This is a genomic window from Klebsiella terrigena, assembly GCF_006539725.1.
Taxonomy (GTDB): domain Bacteria; phylum Pseudomonadota; class Gammaproteobacteria; order Enterobacterales; family Enterobacteriaceae; genus Klebsiella; species Klebsiella terrigena.
This window is the reverse complement of record NZ_BJNO01000001.1, coordinates 222,817-241,598: the sequence shown is the minus strand read 5'-3', so window position 1 is coordinate 241,598 and position 18,782 is coordinate 222,817. Positions and strand designations below refer to the sequence as shown.

At 60.2% G+C, this 18,782-nt stretch carries 18 protein-coding genes and 1 riboswitch; of the genes, 8 read left to right on the top strand and 10 right to left on the bottom strand.

The features are described from left to right. Positions 1 to 45: 45 nt before the first annotated feature. On the bottom strand, positions 46 to 1,284 hold the full coding sequence (locus tag RTE01_RS01105) for a GGDEF domain-containing protein (RefSeq protein ID WP_115193958.1): 1,239 nt from the start codon (positions 1,282 to 1,284) through the stop codon (positions 46 to 48). A 45-nt stretch (positions 1,285 to 1,329) separates the two neighbouring features. Between RTE01_RS01105 and RTE01_RS01100 the strand changes: the two genes are divergently transcribed. Beyond that, a complete protein-coding gene (locus tag RTE01_RS01100) occupies positions 1,330 to 1,518 on the top strand; it encodes a hypothetical protein (protein ID WP_134525915.1) in 189 nt (62 codons plus the stop codon). 84 nt (positions 1,519 to 1,602) lie between these two features. Here RTE01_RS01100 and RTE01_RS01095 read toward each other — a convergent pair whose 3' ends face one another. From RTE01_RS01095 to RTE01_RS01085, 3 genes are read right to left on the bottom strand one after another with little or no spacing between them, the layout of a single operon-like run. Next, positions 1,603 to 2,709 (bottom strand): DUF4056 domain-containing protein, encoded by a 1,107-nt coding sequence (locus tag RTE01_RS01095; protein ID WP_141334657.1) that lies wholly within the window; start codon positions 2,707 to 2,709, stop codon positions 1,603 to 1,605. A 54-nt stretch (positions 2,710 to 2,763) separates the two neighbouring features. Beyond that, positions 2,764 to 3,723, bottom strand: coding sequence for a hypothetical protein (locus RTE01_RS01090; RefSeq protein WP_166646178.1), 960 nt, complete (start codon positions 3,721 to 3,723; stop codon positions 2,764 to 2,766). Positions 3,724 to 3,738: 15 nt separating this feature from the next. After that, the gene (locus RTE01_RS01085; protein WP_041145481.1) at positions 3,739 to 4,866 is read right to left on the bottom strand and encodes a BamA/TamA family outer membrane protein; all 1,128 of its coding nucleotides are present in this window, start codon (positions 4,864 to 4,866) and stop codon (positions 3,739 to 3,741) included. Positions 4,867 to 5,168: 302 nt separating this feature from the next. Continuing rightward, a riboswitch (TPP riboswitch) is annotated at positions 5,169 to 5,270 on the top strand. Positions 5,271 to 5,335: 65 nt separating this feature from the next. Here RTE01_RS01085 and RTE01_RS01080 point away from each other — a divergent pair. From RTE01_RS01080 to RTE01_RS01055, 6 genes are all read left to right on the top strand, one after another. Continuing rightward, on the top strand, positions 5,336 to 6,031 hold the full coding sequence (locus tag RTE01_RS01080) for a TenA family protein (RefSeq protein WP_134525912.1): 696 nt from the start codon (positions 5,336 to 5,338) through the stop codon (positions 6,029 to 6,031). Further along, positions 6,028 to 6,756: an ABC transporter ATP-binding protein gene (locus RTE01_RS01075; RefSeq protein ID WP_134525909.1), complete on the top strand. Its 729-nt coding sequence runs from the start codon at positions 6,028 to 6,030 to the stop codon at positions 6,754 to 6,756. The genes RTE01_RS01080 and RTE01_RS01075 overlap by 4 nt, the downstream gene beginning before the upstream one ends. Continuing rightward, positions 6,753 to 7,493: an ABC transporter permease gene (locus RTE01_RS01070; RefSeq protein ID WP_041145478.1), complete on the top strand. Its 741-nt coding sequence runs from the start codon at positions 6,753 to 6,755 to the stop codon at positions 7,491 to 7,493. Before RTE01_RS01075 ends, RTE01_RS01070 begins: the two co-directional genes overlap by 4 nt. Before the next feature lie 27 nt (positions 7,494 to 7,520). Beyond that, on the top strand, positions 7,521 to 8,456 hold the full coding sequence (locus RTE01_RS01065; protein ID WP_076947142.1) for an ABC transporter substrate-binding protein: 936 nt from the start codon (positions 7,521 to 7,523) through the stop codon (positions 8,454 to 8,456). Positions 8,457 to 8,762: 306 nt separating this feature from the next. Further along, a complete protein-coding gene (locus RTE01_RS01060; protein WP_041145476.1) occupies positions 8,763 to 10,148 on the top strand; it encodes a diaminobutyrate--2-oxoglutarate transaminase in 1,386 nt (461 codons plus the stop codon). Positions 10,149 to 10,157: 9 nt separating this feature from the next. After that, complete coding sequence (locus RTE01_RS01055) at positions 10,158 to 11,639, top strand: pyridoxal phosphate-dependent decarboxylase family protein (RefSeq protein WP_170197845.1); 1,482 nt, start codon at positions 10,158 to 10,160, stop codon at positions 11,637 to 11,639. Between the two features lie 109 nt (positions 11,640 to 11,748). On the opposite strand, the gene RTE01_RS01050 is transcribed toward RTE01_RS01055, so the two are convergent. Next, on the bottom strand, positions 11,749 to 12,258 hold the full coding sequence (locus RTE01_RS01050; RefSeq protein ID WP_041145474.1) for a DUF4865 family protein: 510 nt from the start codon (positions 12,256 to 12,258) through the stop codon (positions 11,749 to 11,751). Between the two features lie 98 nt (positions 12,259 to 12,356). On the opposite strand from RTE01_RS01050, the gene RTE01_RS01045 reads away from it, so the two are divergent. After that, complete coding sequence (locus RTE01_RS01045) at positions 12,357 to 13,244, top strand: LysR substrate-binding domain-containing protein (protein ID WP_255313493.1); 888 nt, start codon at positions 12,357 to 12,359, stop codon at positions 13,242 to 13,244. Between the two features lie 46 nt (positions 13,245 to 13,290). Here RTE01_RS01045 and RTE01_RS01040 read toward each other — a convergent pair whose 3' ends face one another. The 5 genes from RTE01_RS01040 to RTE01_RS01020 form a co-directional block, all read right to left on the bottom strand. Next, positions 13,291 to 14,481: a cytochrome c biogenesis protein/redoxin gene (locus tag RTE01_RS01040; RefSeq protein WP_134528474.1), complete on the bottom strand. Its 1,191-nt coding sequence runs from the start codon at positions 14,479 to 14,481 to the stop codon at positions 13,291 to 13,293. An 85-nt stretch (positions 14,482 to 14,566) separates the two neighbouring features. After that, positions 14,567 to 15,928 carry an ATP-binding protein gene (locus RTE01_RS01035; RefSeq protein ID WP_134525906.1) on the bottom strand — a complete coding sequence of 454 codons (1,362 nt, stop codon included), beginning with the start codon at positions 15,926 to 15,928 and terminating at the stop codon, positions 14,567 to 14,569. Next, positions 15,925 to 16,662 carry a response regulator gene (locus RTE01_RS01030; RefSeq protein ID WP_041145471.1) on the bottom strand — a complete coding sequence of 246 codons (738 nt, stop codon included), beginning with the start codon at positions 16,660 to 16,662 and terminating at the stop codon, positions 15,925 to 15,927. The genes RTE01_RS01035 and RTE01_RS01030 overlap by 4 nt, the downstream gene beginning before the upstream one ends. Positions 16,663 to 16,746: 84 nt before the next feature. Beyond that, positions 16,747 to 17,739, bottom strand: coding sequence for an alpha/beta fold hydrolase (locus tag RTE01_RS01025; RefSeq protein ID WP_134525904.1), 993 nt, complete (start codon positions 17,737 to 17,739; stop codon positions 16,747 to 16,749). A gap of 169 nt (positions 17,740 to 17,908) precedes the next feature. After that, positions 17,909 to 18,697 (bottom strand): SDR family NAD(P)-dependent oxidoreductase, encoded by a 789-nt coding sequence (locus tag RTE01_RS01020; RefSeq protein ID WP_134525901.1) that lies wholly within the window; start codon positions 18,695 to 18,697, stop codon positions 17,909 to 17,911. Positions 18,698 to 18,782: the final 85 nt, after the last annotated feature.

Here is an 18,782-nt window from a genome sequence, read left to right as displayed (position 1 = left end):
AGTATAGCGGTACTCCGGCACCGCCGGGCGGTATTGCGCCACACCTCAATATTTTTCAACCAGATACAGCCGCACCTGGTTTCGTCCCTCTTTCTTCGCCGCATACAGCGCCTTATCGACGCGATTGAACAGCTGGTCGATCTCTTCGTCATCCTGATGGTCGGCGACGCCAATGCTGACGGTCACCGGGCCGGGGTGATCCGCCAGCTGATAGCCGCTGACCGCGAGGCGAATGCTCTCCGCCATCTGCAGCGCCATCTCAATGGACCGCTCGGGTAGAAATAGCAGAAACTCCTCGCCGCCCCAGCGATATATTTTGTCCTGATGCGTCACCGTCGATTCAAGGATCCGCGAGATTGTCAGTAAAACCTCATCGCCTTTCTGATGACCGTAGCTATCGTTAATGGCCTTAAAGTTATCGACATCAACCAGCAGCAGGCAAAAGCCGGTGGGCTTAAACGCGGCGGAATCCACGATGCGATAAAATTCGCGCCGGTTAAGCAGGCCGGTGAGCGGATCGTGCGAGGCGGAAAACTCGAGCTCTCTTCTTAAATGCACCTCTTCGGTCACGTCGTGCACGATGCAGAGCATCAGGCGAATATTGTAGAGCACTACCGGACCGGCGTAGGTTTGAACGTGGCGAATGGAGCCGTCAGCAAGAATATGGGTGAAGTTGAGCGGCTTATGGCCGCCGGGCAGGCTTGCGACGTTGCGCATGATAGGAAGAACGTCCCGGCCGAGAGTATTAATTTGCCAGGTGTGCTTCGCCCGCATCTCATCGGCGGTGTAATTATAAAAGCGCAGCGCGGCAATATTCGCGTCAATAATTCTGCCGTCGCGGTGAGGATCGATTAATAGCATGGGGGCAGAGTTGGTCATAAAAAAGCGCGAGAAAAAACCGTTGCTGCGCCGCTGATAATGCCGGGAGGTGGTATTGATGGATTCATTTTGCTCAAGCAGCTTGACCGCCTCGAATAGAATCAGGGAGTCATACTCTTCTGATTTAATCAGCGTGGTTTTACAATAAATCGAGGTCTGGCCGTCGAGGGAATTAATTGTCCAGACTTCAAAAATCTCGGCAATATTTTTGAAGTAATAGAGATAATTCTGCAGGCTGACTTCCGGACAGGTTGAGAATGTCCCTTTGCGCATCTGGTCCAGCGACATATCGCCGCTGAGGGCTCTGGAGGCCGGATTGCCGTAAAGTATGCGTTCTTTAAAAGGATGAACCACCCAAATAGGGGTGGCTAACAGGTCGAAAATAATTAATTCTTTTAATAGCATGTAGCCCTCCACCCGCCATACATCGTCAATCTGAAATCCAGTCACATGAGCATTCATCGCCTGCTGGCGAAAATAAAGCAAATTAATCAGAGAGTTCAACGGGATGACGAAGAAGCGCCAATTATAGCCACCTTTTTAATAACAAACGGTGTCTGCACCAGCAAAAAACGCTATTCAGCGCAGCTGACCGGCACAGACAACTATTATTCAATCCATTTCAAACGGATAGAATAAACTAGCAGAGTTGGTAGTTTCTTTTTCGTCCGCGCTATGCGGGTCACGGCCCTCTTCCCGCAGGTATTTTCTCTCGTCGGGCGCCTATTTTTCTATGCGCTCAAGCTGGGTTTTATCCGCCTGCGCGGCGCTTTCCGCCAGCCCCTGAAACTGCTCCGGCGTATAGAAGCTCTGCGGAACCGGCAGCGACTGCATATCATGCCCGGGGTGGATCTGCAGCTGCCCGAGGTCGGCAAGCGCAAACCCGGCCACCTTCTCCGGCATCGTCAGCCGATAGGGCTCGGCACGCTCGAAAGGCACCGGCGTGGGCAGGCGATTGGCGCGCAGATCGTAGTTACGCTTTAACACCAGAAACTTATCCGGCACCCGGCGATGGCTGTTCCACCAGTCGCCGTCGAGCTGGCGGAACATCTTCTCCGTCTCGCTCCTCGGCGCGACCATCAGCTTAACCAGCACCTTTTTCAGCGCGTCGGTCATCGCCCGGTTGTAGTCGTCAACCGACCCGGCGTGCCCCTGCAAAATGACATCGATCGCCAACCGCGCCCCGAGAAGATTGGAGTAGAGATCTTCCGGCGAAAATGCAGAAATCTCCTCCGAAAAGCCGGGCACCGACTGGAAGCCGTACCACTGGGCGATCTCATGCCACTGGGCAATTTCATACGCCAGATGTCCCGCCAGCCAGGCGGCGATCGTGACCCGCGCGGAAACTGACGCCGGCGGCATAAACGCGTTGAGCTGCACGCGCCTGACGCCAAGCTCCTCGCTGTAGAAAATGCGCCCGGACTGCCCGAGGTTAGGGTAGATCCGGCTGTAGAGATAGAAGGTATAGTCGGCGGTATCGCGAACGTGGGCGATATCAATAAAGCCGCCGCGGCGGGTATAGATCAGCCCGTTTTTTTCTTCACTCAGGCCCACCAGGTTTTTCACGGCGCCCAGCGCGCTATCGTTATAGTGATGCTCTCCGAGGGTATCGAGCGTCAGCACGTTGCCTATCTGATAAACCGGGATCGGCACGCCAATAGCCCTGACCTGCAGGTCGTAGCCAAACGCGCAGCAGGGTCGCAGAGACTCCGGCGGCGCCAGCTGGCCCACTACCGGCGTCACCCGAGGATGGGTGATGGTCGGCAGCAAAGGATCTTTCGCGCACACGGAGAACGCCGCCGCCAGCAAAAACAACCAGCCATTACGCATTAACATCGTCTCCAGAACATAAAGCACGCTCGCGGCAAGCGGCAGGTTGAGAGGCTAAAAACGGTACTCTCCGGCAATAAAGAAGCTATTGCGTTCGTTGAAACCAATCTCGGTTAACAGGTTAAAATTCTGCGTAATCTCATACTGGGCGCCTATCAGCATGTTCCACGGCGAAGAGAGCCGCTGCTTAACGTCGAACTTGCCCTGGTCATCTTTATTCACTGCGGCAATCAGCGGCTGCAGCTCGGGCGGCATATGCAGATCCGACAGGTTGCCCTTAAACTCCTGCTGCACGTCCTGATACATGCTGCCGACCCAGATGCTCAAATTTGAGGGGCCGGCGATCCCCTGCATGCTGAAGCGATAGCCCACCCGCGGCGATACGGTGATGGCCGAGATCTTGCCGTCGAGGATATCGAAATCGGTGCGGGTATAGTTGGTGTCCACCAGGCCAAACCAGTTGCCGTATCCTCCGGCCAGCGTAAAGCCGGTGCCCCAGGTGGTGCCTTTAAAGTCGAGCGCAAAATCGATGTTCTGCAGCTGGCCGCTGTCGTGCAGGCGGTGGACGGAGCCGGCAATGATTCGGTCGATGCCGGTGTACTTCGACGGGTCGGCATCCACCGAGACGTTGGAAACCGACGAGCCGCGGGTGTGGCCGGCAATCCCGTAGATATTTAAAAAGGGAAAGACCCACATATCGAGACGCAGATTCTCGGTCTTACTTTTCTGCCGCGTGTGGCCAGCATCAATAGCAAACATATCGCTCGGAATAAGGTGATTGCCGAGCTTGAGCCCGGAAAAGCTGATGCTGTCGACCAGGATATCCTGGCGAATATTCATGTAGCTCAGGTTGATCCCAAACGGCAGCGGGATCGCGTACCCGCGCGCCCTTGCCTCATCGCCCCAGATAGGAAAGTAGCTGTCGCCGTCGCCGGAAGCCGCGTCACCTCCGCTGGCTCCCCAGGCGCTGCCGGAGGTCAGCAGTAGCGTTATTATGGCTTTAGTCCATCTCATTTTTTTCATCTGACCTTAAAGTCCGGAACCCACATTAAAATAGACCGCCTGCTGATGCTCGCTGAAGGCGACGTCAATGCCCGTATGTAAGCCGTACTGCCGCGCTATCAGGTAGCGAAACCCCGTCCCCCACGCGGTTTCCGTTTGTTCCCACAATCCGTGCGCTTCATCGGCGGCGCTACCGATACCGACAAACCCCTGCAGGATCCAGCGCGGCTGAAACTCCCAGGCGAGCTGAGTTTGCACCGTGCTGACATAGTCGCCCTGATAGCGATAGCTGGCGATCCCGCGTAGCGCAATATAGGGACGCGCCATCGGGGTGAGATGCCGGTCATGGTGCGTGAGGGACTGATAGTCCCCCGCAAAGGCCAGGGTTAGCGTCCGGCTCAGCGGAATAAAGTATTTACCGTTAAGTGAAAACTGGTTGTACTGATAGTCACCCCCGAGCATGGAGCGGTAAAAACGATACTCGCCCTGCAGCGATAACCCCTTCTTAGGGTAGAAAAAGTTATTGGTTGTGTCATATTCCGCCACCACGCCCAGCGCCGACGAGGTGCTCTGCTGGCCCAATACCCGCTGCCAGACCCGATTGACCAGCGGGCTGTCGGTGGAGATATCGGTTTTGGCGTAGACCTGCGACGCGCCGACGAAAACCGGGGAGTCGCCGACGCGGAACAGCAGCTTTTGCAAGCCGCCGTAGCCTTTGGTCCGCGTACTGATGCTGCGGTTTTGGCTAAATCCCGCCACATCGCCGGAGTAAATATCGAGGTTAATATCGGCATAGCCGAGCATCACCAGGTAGCGAATATGGTCGTGATTCCAGCTATGACGGTGGCCGCCGCCGACAAACCAGGTGCCGTTCTGCGTCCCGCCGCCGCCAAACGCCGTCATCGGCGGCGGAATGTAGTTCTCGCCTTCACGGGTGCCTTTACCGTGCAAAAACAGGCCGAAGAGGCCCCCGCCAAAGCCCACGGCAGGTTCGGTAATCACCAGCGGTACCGGCAGAAATCCGTAGGGGTTGTCCTGCAGATACTGGCTCATATCCAGCATGCTATCTTCAGGATCGAAAAATTCCCCCGCCGTGGCGGGCGCGGCAAGCGGCACGATCAGCGCCAGCAGCAGCTGGGGGGAAAACGGCTTCATGCACTCTCCAGGCGATAAGGGGTTTTAATACCCAGGTCACTGAAGAATAATGGCTTTCAGCTTATGAAAATATATAGTACGCGCCGCGGAAGTACCAATTGCCGACGGCCGATTTTTTCCTTAATTTTGGATAAAAAAGCGTGCTAAATCACACTAATTACCTATAACACTTTTCCGAATTCTGCACGCCGTTCGCTTTTTAGCCAGACTTCTCGTGACACCGTCACTTAAACCGCCCCAGCGCCCCCGAAGCAATGAGCCGCGGCCGGGATTGTAATCAAAAAGTGAATGTCGTATAACATGGCCCTACCGAGGGGTGTCCCGTGAGGGCTGAGATGGCGTAAGCCGAACCCTTTGAACCTGATCTGGGTCATGCCAGCGAAGGGACGGGTCGGCAATTTTGCCAGTTTTCCGCCATTGCCTGTTCATACTTCTGCACGCCCGGATCTCCCCTTATTCAGGAGGTCCTGTGATTCTTCCCGCATTTACCCAAGGCATCTACGGTCGTCTGCGCCAGCAGGCGGGACGCGACTGGCAGCACTACGTCGCGCATCCCTTTTTACACCAGCTGGCTGACGCCACCCTGCCCGAACCCGCATTCCGCCGCTACCTGACGCAGGACTATCTGTTTTTGATCCACTTTGCCCGCAGCTATGCCCTGCTGGTCAGCAAGCTGCGTACGCTGCCGGAGATGCGCGCCGCGGCGGCATCGATGAACGCCATCCTCAACGAGCTGCCGCTGCACGTCGGCTACTGCGCCGACTGGGGGCTGGATGAAGCCACCATGGCCGCAGAGCCGGAAGCGGCGGAGACGGTCAACTACACGCGCTACGTGCTGGATATCGGTCATTCCGGCGACGCGCTGGATCTGCTGGCCGCGCTGATGCCCTGCGTGGCCGGCTACGCGGAAATCGGGCTCGGGCTGCTGCACGGTCCGCAGACCCGCCTGGACGATAACCCCTACGCCTCGTGGATCCGTAACTACGGCGACGAAGGCTATCTCAACGGCGTCAACGCGGCGATCGCCCTGCTGGAAAGCCTCTGGCAGCAGCGCGGCGGCGAGTCGAGATTCGCTGAGCTCAGCGCCATCTTCACCACCGCCACGCGGCTGGAGGCCAACTTCTGGCAGATGGGGCTGAACGCGGTAACGGAGGCGTCGGCGTGACGCCCCCGGCGATCCACGTGCGGGAACTGGGTTTGCGCTTCGGCGCGCGGGTTGTTTTTGCCGATTTGTCGTTCGATATCCCCGCCGGTCAGTGGATCTCTCTGCTGGGCGCCAGCGGTGCCGGAAAGACCAGCCTGCTGCGCATCATCGCCGGCCTTGCGGCGCCCACCTCCGGCCAGGTGTACGCCAGCGACGGGCAGCCCGTCGCGAAACGGCTGGCGTGGATGGGCCAGAAGGACCTGCTCTATCCGTGGCTGAGCGTGCGCGATAACGTCGCCCTCGGCGCGCGCCTGCGCGGGGAGCGCGTCGACCGCGCGCGCGTGACAACCCTGTTGCGCCAGGTGGGGCTGGAGCAGTGCGCCGACGATCGCCCGGCGTCGCTCTCCGGCGGCATGCGTCAGCGCGCGGCGCTGGCCCGCACGCTGTATGAAGACCGCCCCGTGGTGTTAATGGATGAGCCCTTCTCCGCCCTCGACACCATCACCCGCACGCGTATTCAAACCCTGGCGGCTGAACTGCTGGCCGAGCGTACCGTGGTGCTGATTACCCACGATCCAATGGAAGCCTGCCGCCTGAGCCACCGCCTGCTGGTGCTTTCTCCGTCTGCGGGCGGGATCGACGACTCGCACCATCTGAGCGGCCTGCCGCCGCGCGCGGCGGACGATCCCGCGCTGCTGACCAGCCAGGCGGAGCTGCTGCAGCAGCTAATGAGGGCCGACGGATGAGGGGCAAACTTTTTCGCGGCGCGGTGGTGTTTAGCGGCCTGCTGCTGGTCTGGTGGCTGGTGACGCGCAGCGGGATCCCCGCCTTTCTGCTGCCTTCTCCCTCGGCGGTCGCTGGCGCCCTGTGGCTCAACCGGGCGTATCTCGGCTGGCATACCCTGGTGACGCTGAGCGAAATTGTCAGCGGGCTGCTGCTCGGGGTGCTGCTCGGCGTGGTGCTGGCGCTGTGCATGATTATCTCGCCGCGGCTACAGCGCTGGCTAATGCCGCTGGTGCTGACCAGCCAGGCCATCCCGGTGTTCGCACTCGCCCCTCTGCTGGTGCTGTGGTTTGGCTTCGGGATGAGCGCCAAGGTGATGATGGCGGTGCTGGTGATCTTCTTCCCCGTCACCTCCGCGTTCTTTGACGGGCTGCGGCGGGTCAATCACGACTATCTCGATCTGGCCCGCACAATGGGCGCCTCCTTTGGCGCCCAGCTGCGCCACGTGCGGCTGATGGCCGCGCTACCGGCGCTGGGATCCGGCCTGCGGATGGCCGCCGCCGTCGCGCCGATTGGCGCCATCATCGGCGAATGGGTGGGCTCTGCCGAAGGGCTCGGCTACGTCATGCTCAACGCAAACGCCCGGCTGCAGACCGACATCTGCTTTGCGGCCCTCTTTATTTTAGTGCTGCTGACCGTCCTGCTGTGGCTGGCGGTTGACGCTTTCTTGCACCGGCTGATCGACTGGACGCCGGAATAATGACCTGTACGGATAATAAGGAATACCATGAGTAAACGTATTTTTGCCGGGATGGCCCTTAGCGCGCTTATCAGCGGACACGCCGCGGCGAACGAGAAGCTAACCCTGGTGCTGGACTGGTATATCAACCCGGATCACGCGCCGATTATGGTGGCGGAACAGATTGGCGCTTTTAAGGAACAGGGCCTCGACGTCAAAATCATTCCGCCCTCCGACCCGGCGCTGCCGCCGCGTCTGGTGGCCGCTCGCCAGGCCGACCTCGCCATCACCTATCAGCCGCAGGTGCATTTTTTCGCCGATGAGGGGCTACCGCTGGTGCGCGTCGGGACGCTGATTAACTCGCCGCTCAACACCATTATTGCGCTGGACAAGAACATCAAAACCCCTGCTGACCTGAAGGGGAAAAAGGTGGGCTACTCGGTGAGCGGCATCGAGCAGGCGACGCTGGCAACCATGGCGCAGTCGGCGCATATCGACCCGCAAAGTATCAAGCTGATTAACGTTAACTTCCAGCTGACCAGCGCCCTGCTTGCCGGCCAGGTTGACGCGGTTATCGGCGGCTATCGCAATATCGAAGCGCTGGAGCTGAAGCTGCAAGGCAAAGATCCGCAGGTCATGAACGTCGAGGATTACGGCGTGCCGGCCTACGACGAGCTGGTGATTGTCGCCAACCGCGATGAAGCGCACGCGGAGAAGATCAAAAAATTCCTCGTCGCGCTGCAAAAAGGCGTGACCTGGCTGCGCGCTCACCCGCAGGAGACGTGGCAGGCCTTCGCCGCCGCTCACCCTGAGCTCAATACCGAGCTCAATAAGCAGGCGTGGCTCAAAACGATCCCGCTGTTCGCCAGCGATCCCGCGGCGCTGGACAAGCCGCGCTACGAAGCCTACGAACAGTTTTTATTTAACAACAAGTTGGTTAAAAAAATCACACCTTTATCGCAGTACGCTATCGAACTGCATTGAGTAACCTTACTGCCGGCGGAACTATTTCCGCCGGCAGCATCAACGAAGCGGTAATAAAACAAGGCATAAATCCACACTAATAATTACACTTTTTATGGTTTTATGAATGTTAAAATAATCGCTATAAATCAATCGATTAACATTAGATTTAACAATGTAAAAATAACGTAAAAATAGCGCAATAAATAAAACATTGAATGCGGATTTAAAAAGCCATATATTGTGCGCGCTTTATGAATGGCGATTCATTTTCTTAAACCAATTATTCAACCAGAGTTCAACCGTAACCCTGGTTGTGGGAGTGATATGATGACGGATAAAGTCCGTATTGATACTTTAAGTGCAGATTTATTGGACGCAAACAACGAAACCTTTTTGGCCCGTCAGGCCGAATTCGAATCGAACGTCAGAAGTTACCCGCGCAAGCTGCCGCTCGCGATTACCAAAGCGGAAGGCGTATGGCTGACCGATGCGGATAACAAACAGTACCTTGACTGCCTTGCCGGTGCTGGAACCCTGGCGCTTGGTCATAACCATCCTGACGTGCTGCAGAGCATCCAAAGTGTCATTACCAGCGGCTTGCCGTTACATACTCTCGATCTGACAACTCCGTTAAAAGATCGCTTCTCCGAATACCTGCTCTCTTTATTACCGGGCGAAGGTAAAGAATACTGCCTGCAGTTCACCGGCCCGTCCGGTGCTGACGCCGTTGAAGCGGCGCTGAAGCTGGCGAAAAAATACACCGGCCGTTCTTCGGTGATCAGCTTCTCCGGCGGCTACCACGGGATGACCCACGGCGCGCTGTCGGTGACCGGTAACCTGTCGCCGAAAGAAGCGGTTAACGGCATGATGCCGGAAGTGCAGTTTATGCCGTACCCGCATCAGTACCGCTGCCCGCTGGGTATCGGTGGTGAAGCCGGCGTGAAGGCGCTGACCTACTACTTCGAAAACCTGATCAACGACGTTGAAAGCGGCGTACGCAAGCCTGCGGCGGTGATCCTTGAAGCCGTTCAGGGCGAAGGCGGCGTGAACCCGGCGCCGGTCGAGTGGCTGCAGCGCATCCGTAAAGTGACTCAGGAACACGGCATTCTGCTGATTATCGATGAAGTCCAGGCCGGCTTCGCGCGTACCGGCAAGCTGTTTGCCTTCGAGCACGCGGGCATTGAGCCGGACATCATCGTGATGTCAAAAGCCGTCGGCGGCGGTCTGCCGCTGGCCGTACTCGGTATCAAGAAGCAGTTTGACGCCTGGGAGCCTGGCCACCACACCGGCACCTTCCGCGGCAACCAACTGGCAATGGCTACCGGCCTGACCACCCTGCGTCACCTGAAAGAGAACGACATCGCCGGTAAAGTCGCGGCACAGGGCGAGTGGCTGAAAGGCAAGCTGGCCGACATGCAGAAACGCTACCCGGTCATCGGCCACGTTCGCGGCCTGGGTCTGATGATCGGCATCGAAATCGTTAAGCCGAACGAAGCTCAGGATCATATGGGCTGCTACCCGGCGGACGGCGCGCTCTCTGCCCTGCTGCAGAAAAAATGCTTCGAAGCGGGCCTGATCCTTGAGCGCGGCGGTCGTAACGGCTGCGTCCTGCGCCTGCTGCCGTCGCTGCTGATCAGCAACGCGGAGCTGGAAATTTTCTTCGACAAATTTGAACAGGCCCTGCTGGCCGCCGGCGTAAAACCGGTCTGAGTGGAGTAAGTGACCGCCATGTCCCAATTGAATCCGATCCTTGCCGGTTCGCCGCAGAGTATTGAGGCGTATCAGCAGGTTATCGCTCAGACCAGCCAGGCCGTCGCGCAATGGCTCAAGCAGCCTGAGATGTATCAAGGCAAAAGCGTCGCCGAGCTGCGCGAGCGCATTACCCTTGAGTTCACCGAACAGGGTCTGGGCAACCAGGCGGCGATTGAACGTGCGATCGAGTACTTCCTGAAAGACAGCCTGTCGGTGCATCACCCGCAGTGCGTGGCGCATCTGCACTGCCCAAGCCTGGTGGTAAGCCAGGCGGCGGAAGTGCTGATTAACGCCACCAACCAGAGCATGGACTCCTGGGATCAAAGCCCGTCGGCCACCATCATTGAGATGAAGCTGATCGAGTGGCTGCGCGCCCGGGTGGGCTACCGGGCAGGCGACGCTGGCGTATTTACCAGCGGCGGCACCCAGAGCAACCTGATGGGCCTGATGCTGGCGCGCGATGCATTCTTCGCCCGCCAGGGTCACTCGATTCAGCAGGACGGTCTGCCGGGCGATATTCGCCAGTACAAAGTGTTCTGTTCTGAAAACGCCCACTTCTCGGTGCAGAAGAACATGGCGCTGATGGGCCTCGGCTACCGTTCGGTCACGCTGGTCAAAACCGACCGCTTTGCCCGCATGGACGTCGAAGACCTCAAGGCGAAAATTGCCGAAGCGCAGGCCAACGGCGAGCAGATCATGGCGATCGTGGCAACTGCGGGCACCACCGACGCCGGGGCTATCGACCCGCTGCGCGTGATTGCCGGCATTGCGGCGGAGCATCAGATCTGGCTGCACGTGGATGCGGCCTGGGGCGGCGCGCTGCTGCTTTCCGAGCACTACCGCGATTATCTGGACGGCATTGAGTGCGTGGACTCCATCACCCTGGACTTCCACAAGCAGTTCTTCCAGACCATCAGCTGCGGCGCGTTCCTGTTAAAAGACGCGCGCCACTACGAGCTGATGCGCTATCAGGCGGCCTACCTGAACTCCGAGTTCGATGAAGAAAACGGCGTACCGAACCTGGTGTCCAAATCGCTGCAGACCACCCGCCGCTTCGACGCGTTGAAGCTGTGGATGGCGCTGGAAGCGCTGGGGCAGAAGCAGTACGCGGTAATTATCGATCACGGCGTGACGATGGCGAAAAATGTCGCTGAATACGTTGCCAGCCAGCCGACGCTGGAGCTGGTTATGGAACCGCAGCTGGCAAGCGTGCTGTTCCGTTCTCGCCCGCAGCAGACCGCGGGCAGCGACGATGCCGCCATCGCCCTACTCAACCAGCGCATCGGCGACGCGCTGCTCGACTCCGGTCGCGCCAACGTCGGCGTCACCGAGCACAACGGCGTCACCTGCCTGAAGCTGACGCTGCTGAACCCAATCGTCACCCTTGATGACGTGAAGGTGCTGCTGAACCTGGTTGAACGCACCGCCCAGGAAGTGCTGGCAAAGTAAGCTGAACGCCCGGATTACGGCGCCTGCGCCCGATCCGGAGTTCCGCCCTTGCCGCCCCGCCCGGGACGTTAGCCTCCCGAAAGCCGATAACTCACCTTATCGGCTTTTTTTACGCCTCTCCTCGCGCCACGTAACCGATGCGATAACGCTCTCCTGCCGCCGACGGCGTATCGCCAACGCTCACCTCCATCAGCCGCCAGCGGCTCACGTCCCACGCGCAGAGCGGCCCCTGCAGGTCGAGGTTTGCCAGATCGCTGAACGGCGCAATGGCGCGTTTTTCAACGCTCAGCCACGTCTTATCCATCACATCCGCAACCTCCGGGACCCGCAGCGCCAGCCAGCTTTCGATGTGCGGCCAGCCAAAGTCCTCGCACAGGCGGGCAAAACCGGGACTCTGCAGAAAGCGCGCCATCGCCCCGGCGTTTTGCCAGACGTACAGCGGCGCGTAGCGGTTCTCCGCCGCGGGCATCGCGCGGTCATCGCGGCGGGAGTAGAGATAGATTTTAAATACCAGGCCGGGAAAACCGTCCAGCTTTGGGCCGCCGTCGCTAATGCGGCGCGCAATAATCGACATGTCGTAGTCGGCGGGCAGCGTAAAACGGTATTGCATAACGATCATGGTCGCTCCGAGGGGAATGTTGACGTTGGGGCCAGTGTGGTGCCACAGTACTCTCCTGAAAATCGAATAATTCAGGAGTTATCGTCCTGAATAAGAGGATGATTATGGAAAAGCTCACGCCGGCGCTGGATCTCGATGCGCTACGCACCTTTGTGACCGGGATCGAATGCGGCAGCTTTGCCCAGGCGGCGCTGCGCCTGTCGCGCTCCACCTCGGCGGTCAGCGCTCAGCTTAAGAAGCTGGAGATGCAGTGCGACGCCGGGCTGGTGGTGAAACAGGGCCGCCACCTGGCGCTCACCGCCGAGGGCGAAAAGCTAATGGGCTATGCCCGGCGCATGCTGGAGCTCAACGATGAGGCCCTGCGCGCCCTCAAAGGCGAACGGCTGAGCGGCGAAATCCGCATCGGGATGCAGGAGGATTTTGGCGAATCCCTGATGCCGGGGATCCTCGGCCAGTTTAAGCGCCACCACCCGCAGCTGCGGATCGTCGCCAGGGTGGACCGCAACCTTCCCCTGCGTCAGGCGCTGGCGGAGCGCGCGCTGGATATGGCGCTGCTATGGCAAACCGACAACGCCGGGCACACCTTAGGCCAGTGCCCGCTGGAGTGGATTTATCATCCGGACCTCGACGTCGCCGCCCTGCTGGCCGCGGGCGAACCGCTTCCGCTGGTGATGTTTGAAAGCCCGTGCCTGATGCGCTCCAGGGCCATCGCTGCGCTCGATGCGGCGGCCATTGCGTGGCAGGTGATGTTTGTAAGCCATAGCCTCAGCGGGGTCTGGGCGGCGGTGCAGGCCGGATTAGGGCTGACGGTGAGAACCAAAATCGGCATGCCGCAGAACCTGCGTTCCGCCGGCGGGCTGCTGCCATCGCCCGGCAGCCTCGCCATCGGCCTCGAAGAGAACCCGCTGCAGGCGCGCAACGCCCCCGCCTGCACGATGCTCGGACAGCTGATGGCGGAGGCGCTGAGCGGGTTGACGAACAGGTGACAACGTCACCTGTTCGTAGCCACTGACGTGCCGTTTACGGTTTAATTCAGGTTCTCACCTCGCGCAATAGCTGCTGGATAACCTGCTCCTGGCGGGCGTAGTCCCCTTCGCCAAAAGCGGTATAGCGCAGCTGGCCGCGGGTATCAAAGATGTAGTGTGCGGGCCAGTAGCGGTTGCCGAAAGCGTTCCAGATGGCGTAGGTATTATCCGCCACCACCGGATACGGCAGCCGCCATTTCGCCACCGCCTCCCGCAGCGCCGGGAGCGAGCGCTCCCACGGATACTCCGGGGTATGCACGCCGATCGTCACCAGCCCCTGCCCGCGATACTTATTCGCCCAGTCGCGCACGTACGGCAGGGTATGCTGGCAGTTAATGCAATCCCGGGTCCAGAAATCGATGAGTACCACCTTCCCCTTCAGCGCTTCCCCGTTCAGCGGCCGGGAGTTAATCCACGCCGTTCCCCCGGCCAGGGAGGGCATTGCGCTGGTTGGCTGCGCGGCGACGATCGGCCGCAGAACGGTTTTTTGCGGCGGCTGCGGCAGCGCGGCGCTCAGCCGCTGTTCAAGGCGATTGGTCAGGCTGCTGGCGCCCTGCAGATAGCTATCCGCGCCGCTGGCGATCAGCGCCACCGAGGCCAGAATGCTGGCACCGGCAAGCTGGCGCAGGCGCTGGGTTAAGGCCAGCCCGCTGCGCAGGCGGGTAGCCAGGCGTGAGCCAAACAGCCACAGCAGCGCCAGCATCAGTGCGCAGCCGCTGCCGTAGGCGGCCAGCAGCAGGCCGGTCGTTGCCGGGCTGGCGCTCAGAACGGCGAGGCTCAGGATCGCCCCGAGTACCGGCCCGGCGCAGGGCGCCCACAGCAGGCCGATGGCGAGACCGGCGAACAGCGGCGCGGCGCCTTCTCTGAGGCGGTAGCTGTGTCCGTTGAGGCGGTTCCCCAGCGCCACCAGCGGCGACGTCAGGCGCTGCGCGACGCGCGTCGACAGCAGGCTCAGGCCCACCGCGGCGAGGAACACTAGCGCCAGCCAGCGCCCGGCGATGGTCAGGCTTACCACCTGCTCATTCGCCACCGTGACCAGCAGCGACACGCCGGTAAACATCAGTACCATCCCGCAAAGCATCAGCGCCAGATGGCCCGGCCTGCCGCGAACGTTTGCGAAAATCAGCGGGATAACCGGTAAGGTACAGGGGCTCAGCAGCGTCAGCATGCCGGCAAAAAAAGCAATCAGGACGGACATCATCATTCTCCTTGTCGTGCGATAGCGGCCAACGGCGGCAGCAAACGCATTACAACAGGCGAATGTATGGGCAACGTGTCGGGAACTAGGGGTTTTTGTCAGCCAGATTGTCGGCGACGGCGTCAGATACAGAAGCATACAAAGCCCCGGCATCGAGAATAAGAGAAGCCGTAAGTCCGCCCCGCTCGCCGTTGCGTAACAGTAGCTTCCCCTGCATCTGCGCCGCCAGCTGAGCGGCGATAGCCAGCCCTAACCCGGTTCCACCGCTATCGCGGTTGCGGGAGTTCTCCAGGCGATAGAACGGCTGCAGCACCGCCTCCAGCGCCTCCTCCGGGATCCCGGGCCCGTCGTCCCGCACCTGAATGCAAGCGTCGCCGCTTTCCCGAAATTCAAGGGTAATCTCTACGCTATCGCCGAACTTAAGTCCGTTATCGATAAGGTTAGTCATGATGCGTCGCAGCGCCTGGGGCTGGATCAGCAGCGTATCGGCGCCCGCGGTGGGCTTAAAAGTGACCGGACGGCCGACGTCGGCATAATCGCATGCAATGCTGTCGAGGAACGCATTCAGGCTCAGCCGCTGGCGCTTCTCCTCCAGCGGCTGAGCCGAGCGGGCAAAGGCGATCCCCTCCCTGACCAGGCGGGTCATGTTATCAAGGTCCTGCAGCAGCTTGTCGCGCAGCTCCGGCACATCCGCCATTTCAACCCGCAGCTTCATCCGCGTAATAGGCGTTTGCAGGTCGTGCGAAATCGCCGCGAGGATCCGCGCCCGCTCCTCGAGATGATCGCGGATCCGCGTCTGCATGGCGTTAAAGGCGCGGGCGGCATGCTGCACCTCCACGGGCCCCTTCTCCTCCAGGGTTCCGGGGACGTTTGCCGTCGGCTCAAGGGCGTCAATGGCGCGGGTAAAGCGGGTCATCGGGCGCACCACCTGGCGTACCGCGTACCAGGCGCAAAACAGCAGCAGCAAAAACTGGATAAGCAGCACCGCCGGCAGCCAGCGGGCAATCACCGGCAGGCGCGGCCAGAGGTCGATGCTCAGCGGCGCGCCGTCGTGGAGAGTGATGTGGGCCTGAATATGCTCTCGCGGACCGGGTACGGCGATGATGCTCAGCGGATAGCGGCCGCCCAGGGTCTCCTGCAGCGAGCGCACCGCGTCGCGGGAGCGCCAGCTGGTAGGCCAGGCCCCGCTTTCGCCTGCCGACAGCCGGTAGCGGTAGTTGCCGCGCGCCAGCCGGGCCAGCCATTTCGGGCGCTCGGCGGCCGGAAGTCGGTCAAGAATCGCCACGCTGGTGGCGACATCGTACTGCAAGTTGCCCAGCATCACGCTGCGGGCGCTGCTCATTCGTTCATAGAACAGCAGCGAAAAGGTGAGCGCGTTAGCCAGCAGTAAGGCAAAGAAAATCATCAGCATCAGGCGGGACTGCAGCGAGCCGGGCCAGAGCTTCACTCGCGCGCCTCGCGGATAGAGACCGGCACGGAGAGCACGTAGCCTTCGCTGCGCACGGTTTTGATATAGGCCGGTTCGCGCGCGTCTTCACGCAGCCGCTGGCGCAGGCGGCTGACCAGCAGGTCGATGGAGCGCTCAAACAGCTCCGCATCGCGGCCCTGGGTCAGATTCAGCAGCTGGTCACGGTTCAGCACCCGCTGCGGATGGTCGAGAAACACCCGCAGCAGGCGGTATTCCGCACCGCTCAGCGCAACGAGGGTACCGCTGTCGTCCAGCAGATGGCGCGCGGAGGTGTCCAGCAGCCAGCTGCCGAAAGCGATAAGCCGACCGGCCTCGGTAATTTGCAGATTAGGCGGCAGCGCCCGCGTGCGGCGTAAAATGGCCTTAATGCGCGCCAGCAGCTCGCGGGCGACAAAAGGCTTCACCAGATAGTCGTCAGCCCCCATCTCGAGGCCGAGTATCCGGTCGCTGTCGTCGGTGCGGGCGGTCAGCATCAGCACCGGAATATCCTGCCGCCCGCCGCGGAGCTGGCGGCAGAGAACCAGTCCGTCGTCGCCGGGCAGCATAATATCCAGCACGATCAGATCCACATGTTGGGCCTGCAGGACCGCCCACATCGCCTTGCCGTTGGCCGCCCCGGTCGCCCGATATCCCGATTTATTCAGATAGGTGGTAACCAGCTCGCGAATGTCGCGATCGTCATCGACAACCAAAATATGGTCAATATGTTCCACTGCAGGCTCCGCTAAGAATGGATTCAACTCAAAAATAATATGCGCTGGCGCCGGAAGCGCAAACCACACTTTCCGGCGCCCGGCCTACAGGCGATCGGCGTCAATGACCGCCTGCACGAAATGAGTCGGATCCTCCTGCGGCGGATTGTGGCCGATATTGCCGGTAAAATCGCGGTGCTGATACCTGCCGCTAAATTTTGCCCGGTAGCTTGCCGCCGCCGGATGCGGCGCGCCGTTATTGTCACCTTCGATAGTGATGGTCGGAACGCTGATGGCGGGCAGCTGCGCCAGCTTTTGCTCATAGGCGGCGTACTTCTGCTCGCCCTTGTCGATACCCAGCCGCCAGCGATAGTTGCTGATAGTCACGGCAACGTGATCCGGGTTATCCAGCGCCCGGGCGCTTTTCTCAAACGCGCTGTCGCTAAACTTCCAGCCGGGAGAGGCCTGGCGCCAGATCAGCTTTGCGAAGTCATGGGTGTTCTGGCTGTAGCCCTGCTGGCCGCGCTCGGTGGCGAAGTAGAACTGATACCACCAAGACAGCTCCGCCTGCGGCGGCAGCGGTTTTGCGCCAATCTGCTGGCTGCTAATCAGATACCCGCTCACCGAAACCAGCGACTTCACCCGCTCCGGCCACAGCGCGGCAACGATATCCGCCGTGCGCGCCCCCCAGTCAAACCCGGCGAGGTCGGCCTGTTTGATTTTTAACGCGTCCATCAGATGCACGATGTCGGCCGCCATGGCGGAAGGCTGGCCGTTACGCGGCGTCTCCGGCGAGCGAAAGCGCGTGGTGCCGTAGCCGCGCAGATACGGCACAATCACCCGAAACCCTTTTTGCGCCAGCGCCGGTGCGACGCGGGCATAGCTTTGAATATCGTACGGCCAGCCGTGCAGGAGGATAACCGCCTGACCATCGCGCGGCCCGATATCGACATAGCCAATGTTCAGATCGCCGGCGTTGATTTGCCGTAGGGTGTCAAAGCCGCCGCTCTCTTCTGCAGCACAAACGCTTGCGGAGACCAGCGCTGAGGCGGCCAGCGCCAGCGCCGCACAGTGACGGGTGAAAGGTGTGATGTTCATCAGAATGCCTCTTGTGTGTTGAATGACGTACACAGCAAAACACGGCGATGTATCTGCTCTATACGTCAGACAAGGCGCTTTTGTCTCACCCTGTATCGCCGGACGGCTCTGATACACGGTGATACAAAAGTCGCGACAAGAGGCGAAGGAAAAAGGCCGTAACGGCGTTTTAGCCGCGGGAGAGGTAGCGCGGCGCCGGTTCCGACTGCGCAAAGCCGGGCAGCATCGTCAGGCGCGCGGCGTTGAGGGCGTTCCACTGCGCTTCATCGTGCAGCGGCGGAATGGTGACAAATTCACGGCGATCGAAACCCGCCAGCGCCGCATCCACCAGTTTATCGACCTCCATCACGCCGGGAATAGCATCCACGTCTTTGCCGCTATGCTGCCAAATCTCGGTGCGGGTCGCCGCCGGCAGCACTGCCTGGACGTAGACGCCCCTGGCGGCCAGCTCGACGTTGAGCCCCTGAGAGAGAAACAGCACAAAGGCTTTGGTTGCGCCATATACGGTGAGGCCCATTTCCGGAGCCAGTCCGACAACCGAGGCAATGTTGACAATCGCCCCTTCGCCCGCGGCCGCCAGTCGGGGCGCGATAGCATGAGCCAGCCGGGTCACCGCCGTCACGTTGAGGGCGATCAGTCGGGCGATCTCCTCGCTGCTTTGGCTGAGGAAGTCGCCGGGAATCGAGGTGCCGGCATTGTTGATCAGCACGCCGATGCGCGTATCTTCCCGCAGACGCTGCTCGACGGCGGCAACGTCGTCACTGTTCGTCAGATCGGCGGTTAAAATGTCCACCTGCACCCCGGTCTCGTTGCGCAGACGCTGGGCCAGCGCGGTAAGGCGTTCGGTATTGCGCGCGACGAGAACCAGATCGTGGCCGCGTTGGGCAAAGCGTTCGGCGTAGACTGCGCCAATCCCGGTCGATGCGCCGGTTACCAGTACGGCTGATTTGCTGCTCATTCTGTACTCTCCTGGATTTATACATGATGATCGTCATGAATAATGTCACAGGCTGGGTAAGCTGTAAATAATGTTATATGATGGT

What these genes read in the sequence shown, in the direction of transcription:
- RTE01_RS01040 (WP_134528474.1), bottom strand. Translation starts at nt 14,481, where the DNA reads ATGTCCGTCCTGATTGCTTTTTTTGCCGGCATGCTGACGCTGCTGAGC.
- RTE01_RS01025 (WP_134525904.1), bottom strand. Translation starts at nt 17,739, where the DNA reads ATGAACATCACACCTTTCACCCGTCACTGTGCGGCGCTGGCGCTGGCC.
- RTE01_RS01070 (WP_041145478.1), top strand. Translation starts at nt 6,753, where the DNA reads ATGAGGGGCAAACTTTTTCGCGGCGCGGTGGTGTTTAGCGGCCTGCTG.
- RTE01_RS01105 (WP_115193958.1), bottom strand. Translation starts at nt 1,284, where the DNA reads ATGCTATTAAAAGAATTAATTATTTTCGACCTGTTAGCCACCCCTATT.
- RTE01_RS01085 (WP_041145481.1), bottom strand. Translation starts at nt 4,866, where the DNA reads ATGAAGCCGTTTTCCCCCCAGCTGCTGCTGGCGCTGATCGTGCCGCTT.
- RTE01_RS01060 (WP_041145476.1), top strand. Translation starts at nt 8,763, where the DNA reads ATGATGACGGATAAAGTCCGTATTGATACTTTAAGTGCAGATTTATTG.
- RTE01_RS01020 (WP_134525901.1), bottom strand. Translation starts at nt 18,697, where the DNA reads ATGAGCAGCAAATCAGCCGTACTGGTAACCGGCGCATCGACCGGGATT.
- RTE01_RS01090 (WP_166646178.1), bottom strand. Translation starts at nt 3,723, where the DNA reads ATGAGATGGACTAAAGCCATAATAACGCTACTGCTGACCTCCGGCAGC.
- RTE01_RS01065 (WP_076947142.1), top strand. Translation starts at nt 7,521, where the DNA reads ATGAGTAAACGTATTTTTGCCGGGATGGCCCTTAGCGCGCTTATCAGC.
- RTE01_RS01050 (WP_041145474.1), bottom strand. Translation starts at nt 12,258, where the DNA reads ATGATCGTTATGCAATACCGTTTTACGCTGCCCGCCGACTACGACATG.
- RTE01_RS01045 (WP_255313493.1), top strand. Translation starts at nt 12,357, where the DNA reads ATGATTATGGAAAAGCTCACGCCGGCGCTGGATCTCGATGCGCTACGC.
- RTE01_RS01100 (WP_134525915.1), top strand. Translation starts at nt 1,330, where the DNA reads ATGAGCATTCATCGCCTGCTGGCGAAAATAAAGCAAATTAATCAGAGA.
- RTE01_RS01095 (WP_141334657.1), bottom strand. Translation starts at nt 2,709, where the DNA reads ATGCGTAATGGCTGGTTGTTTTTGCTGGCGGCGGCGTTCTCCGTGTGC.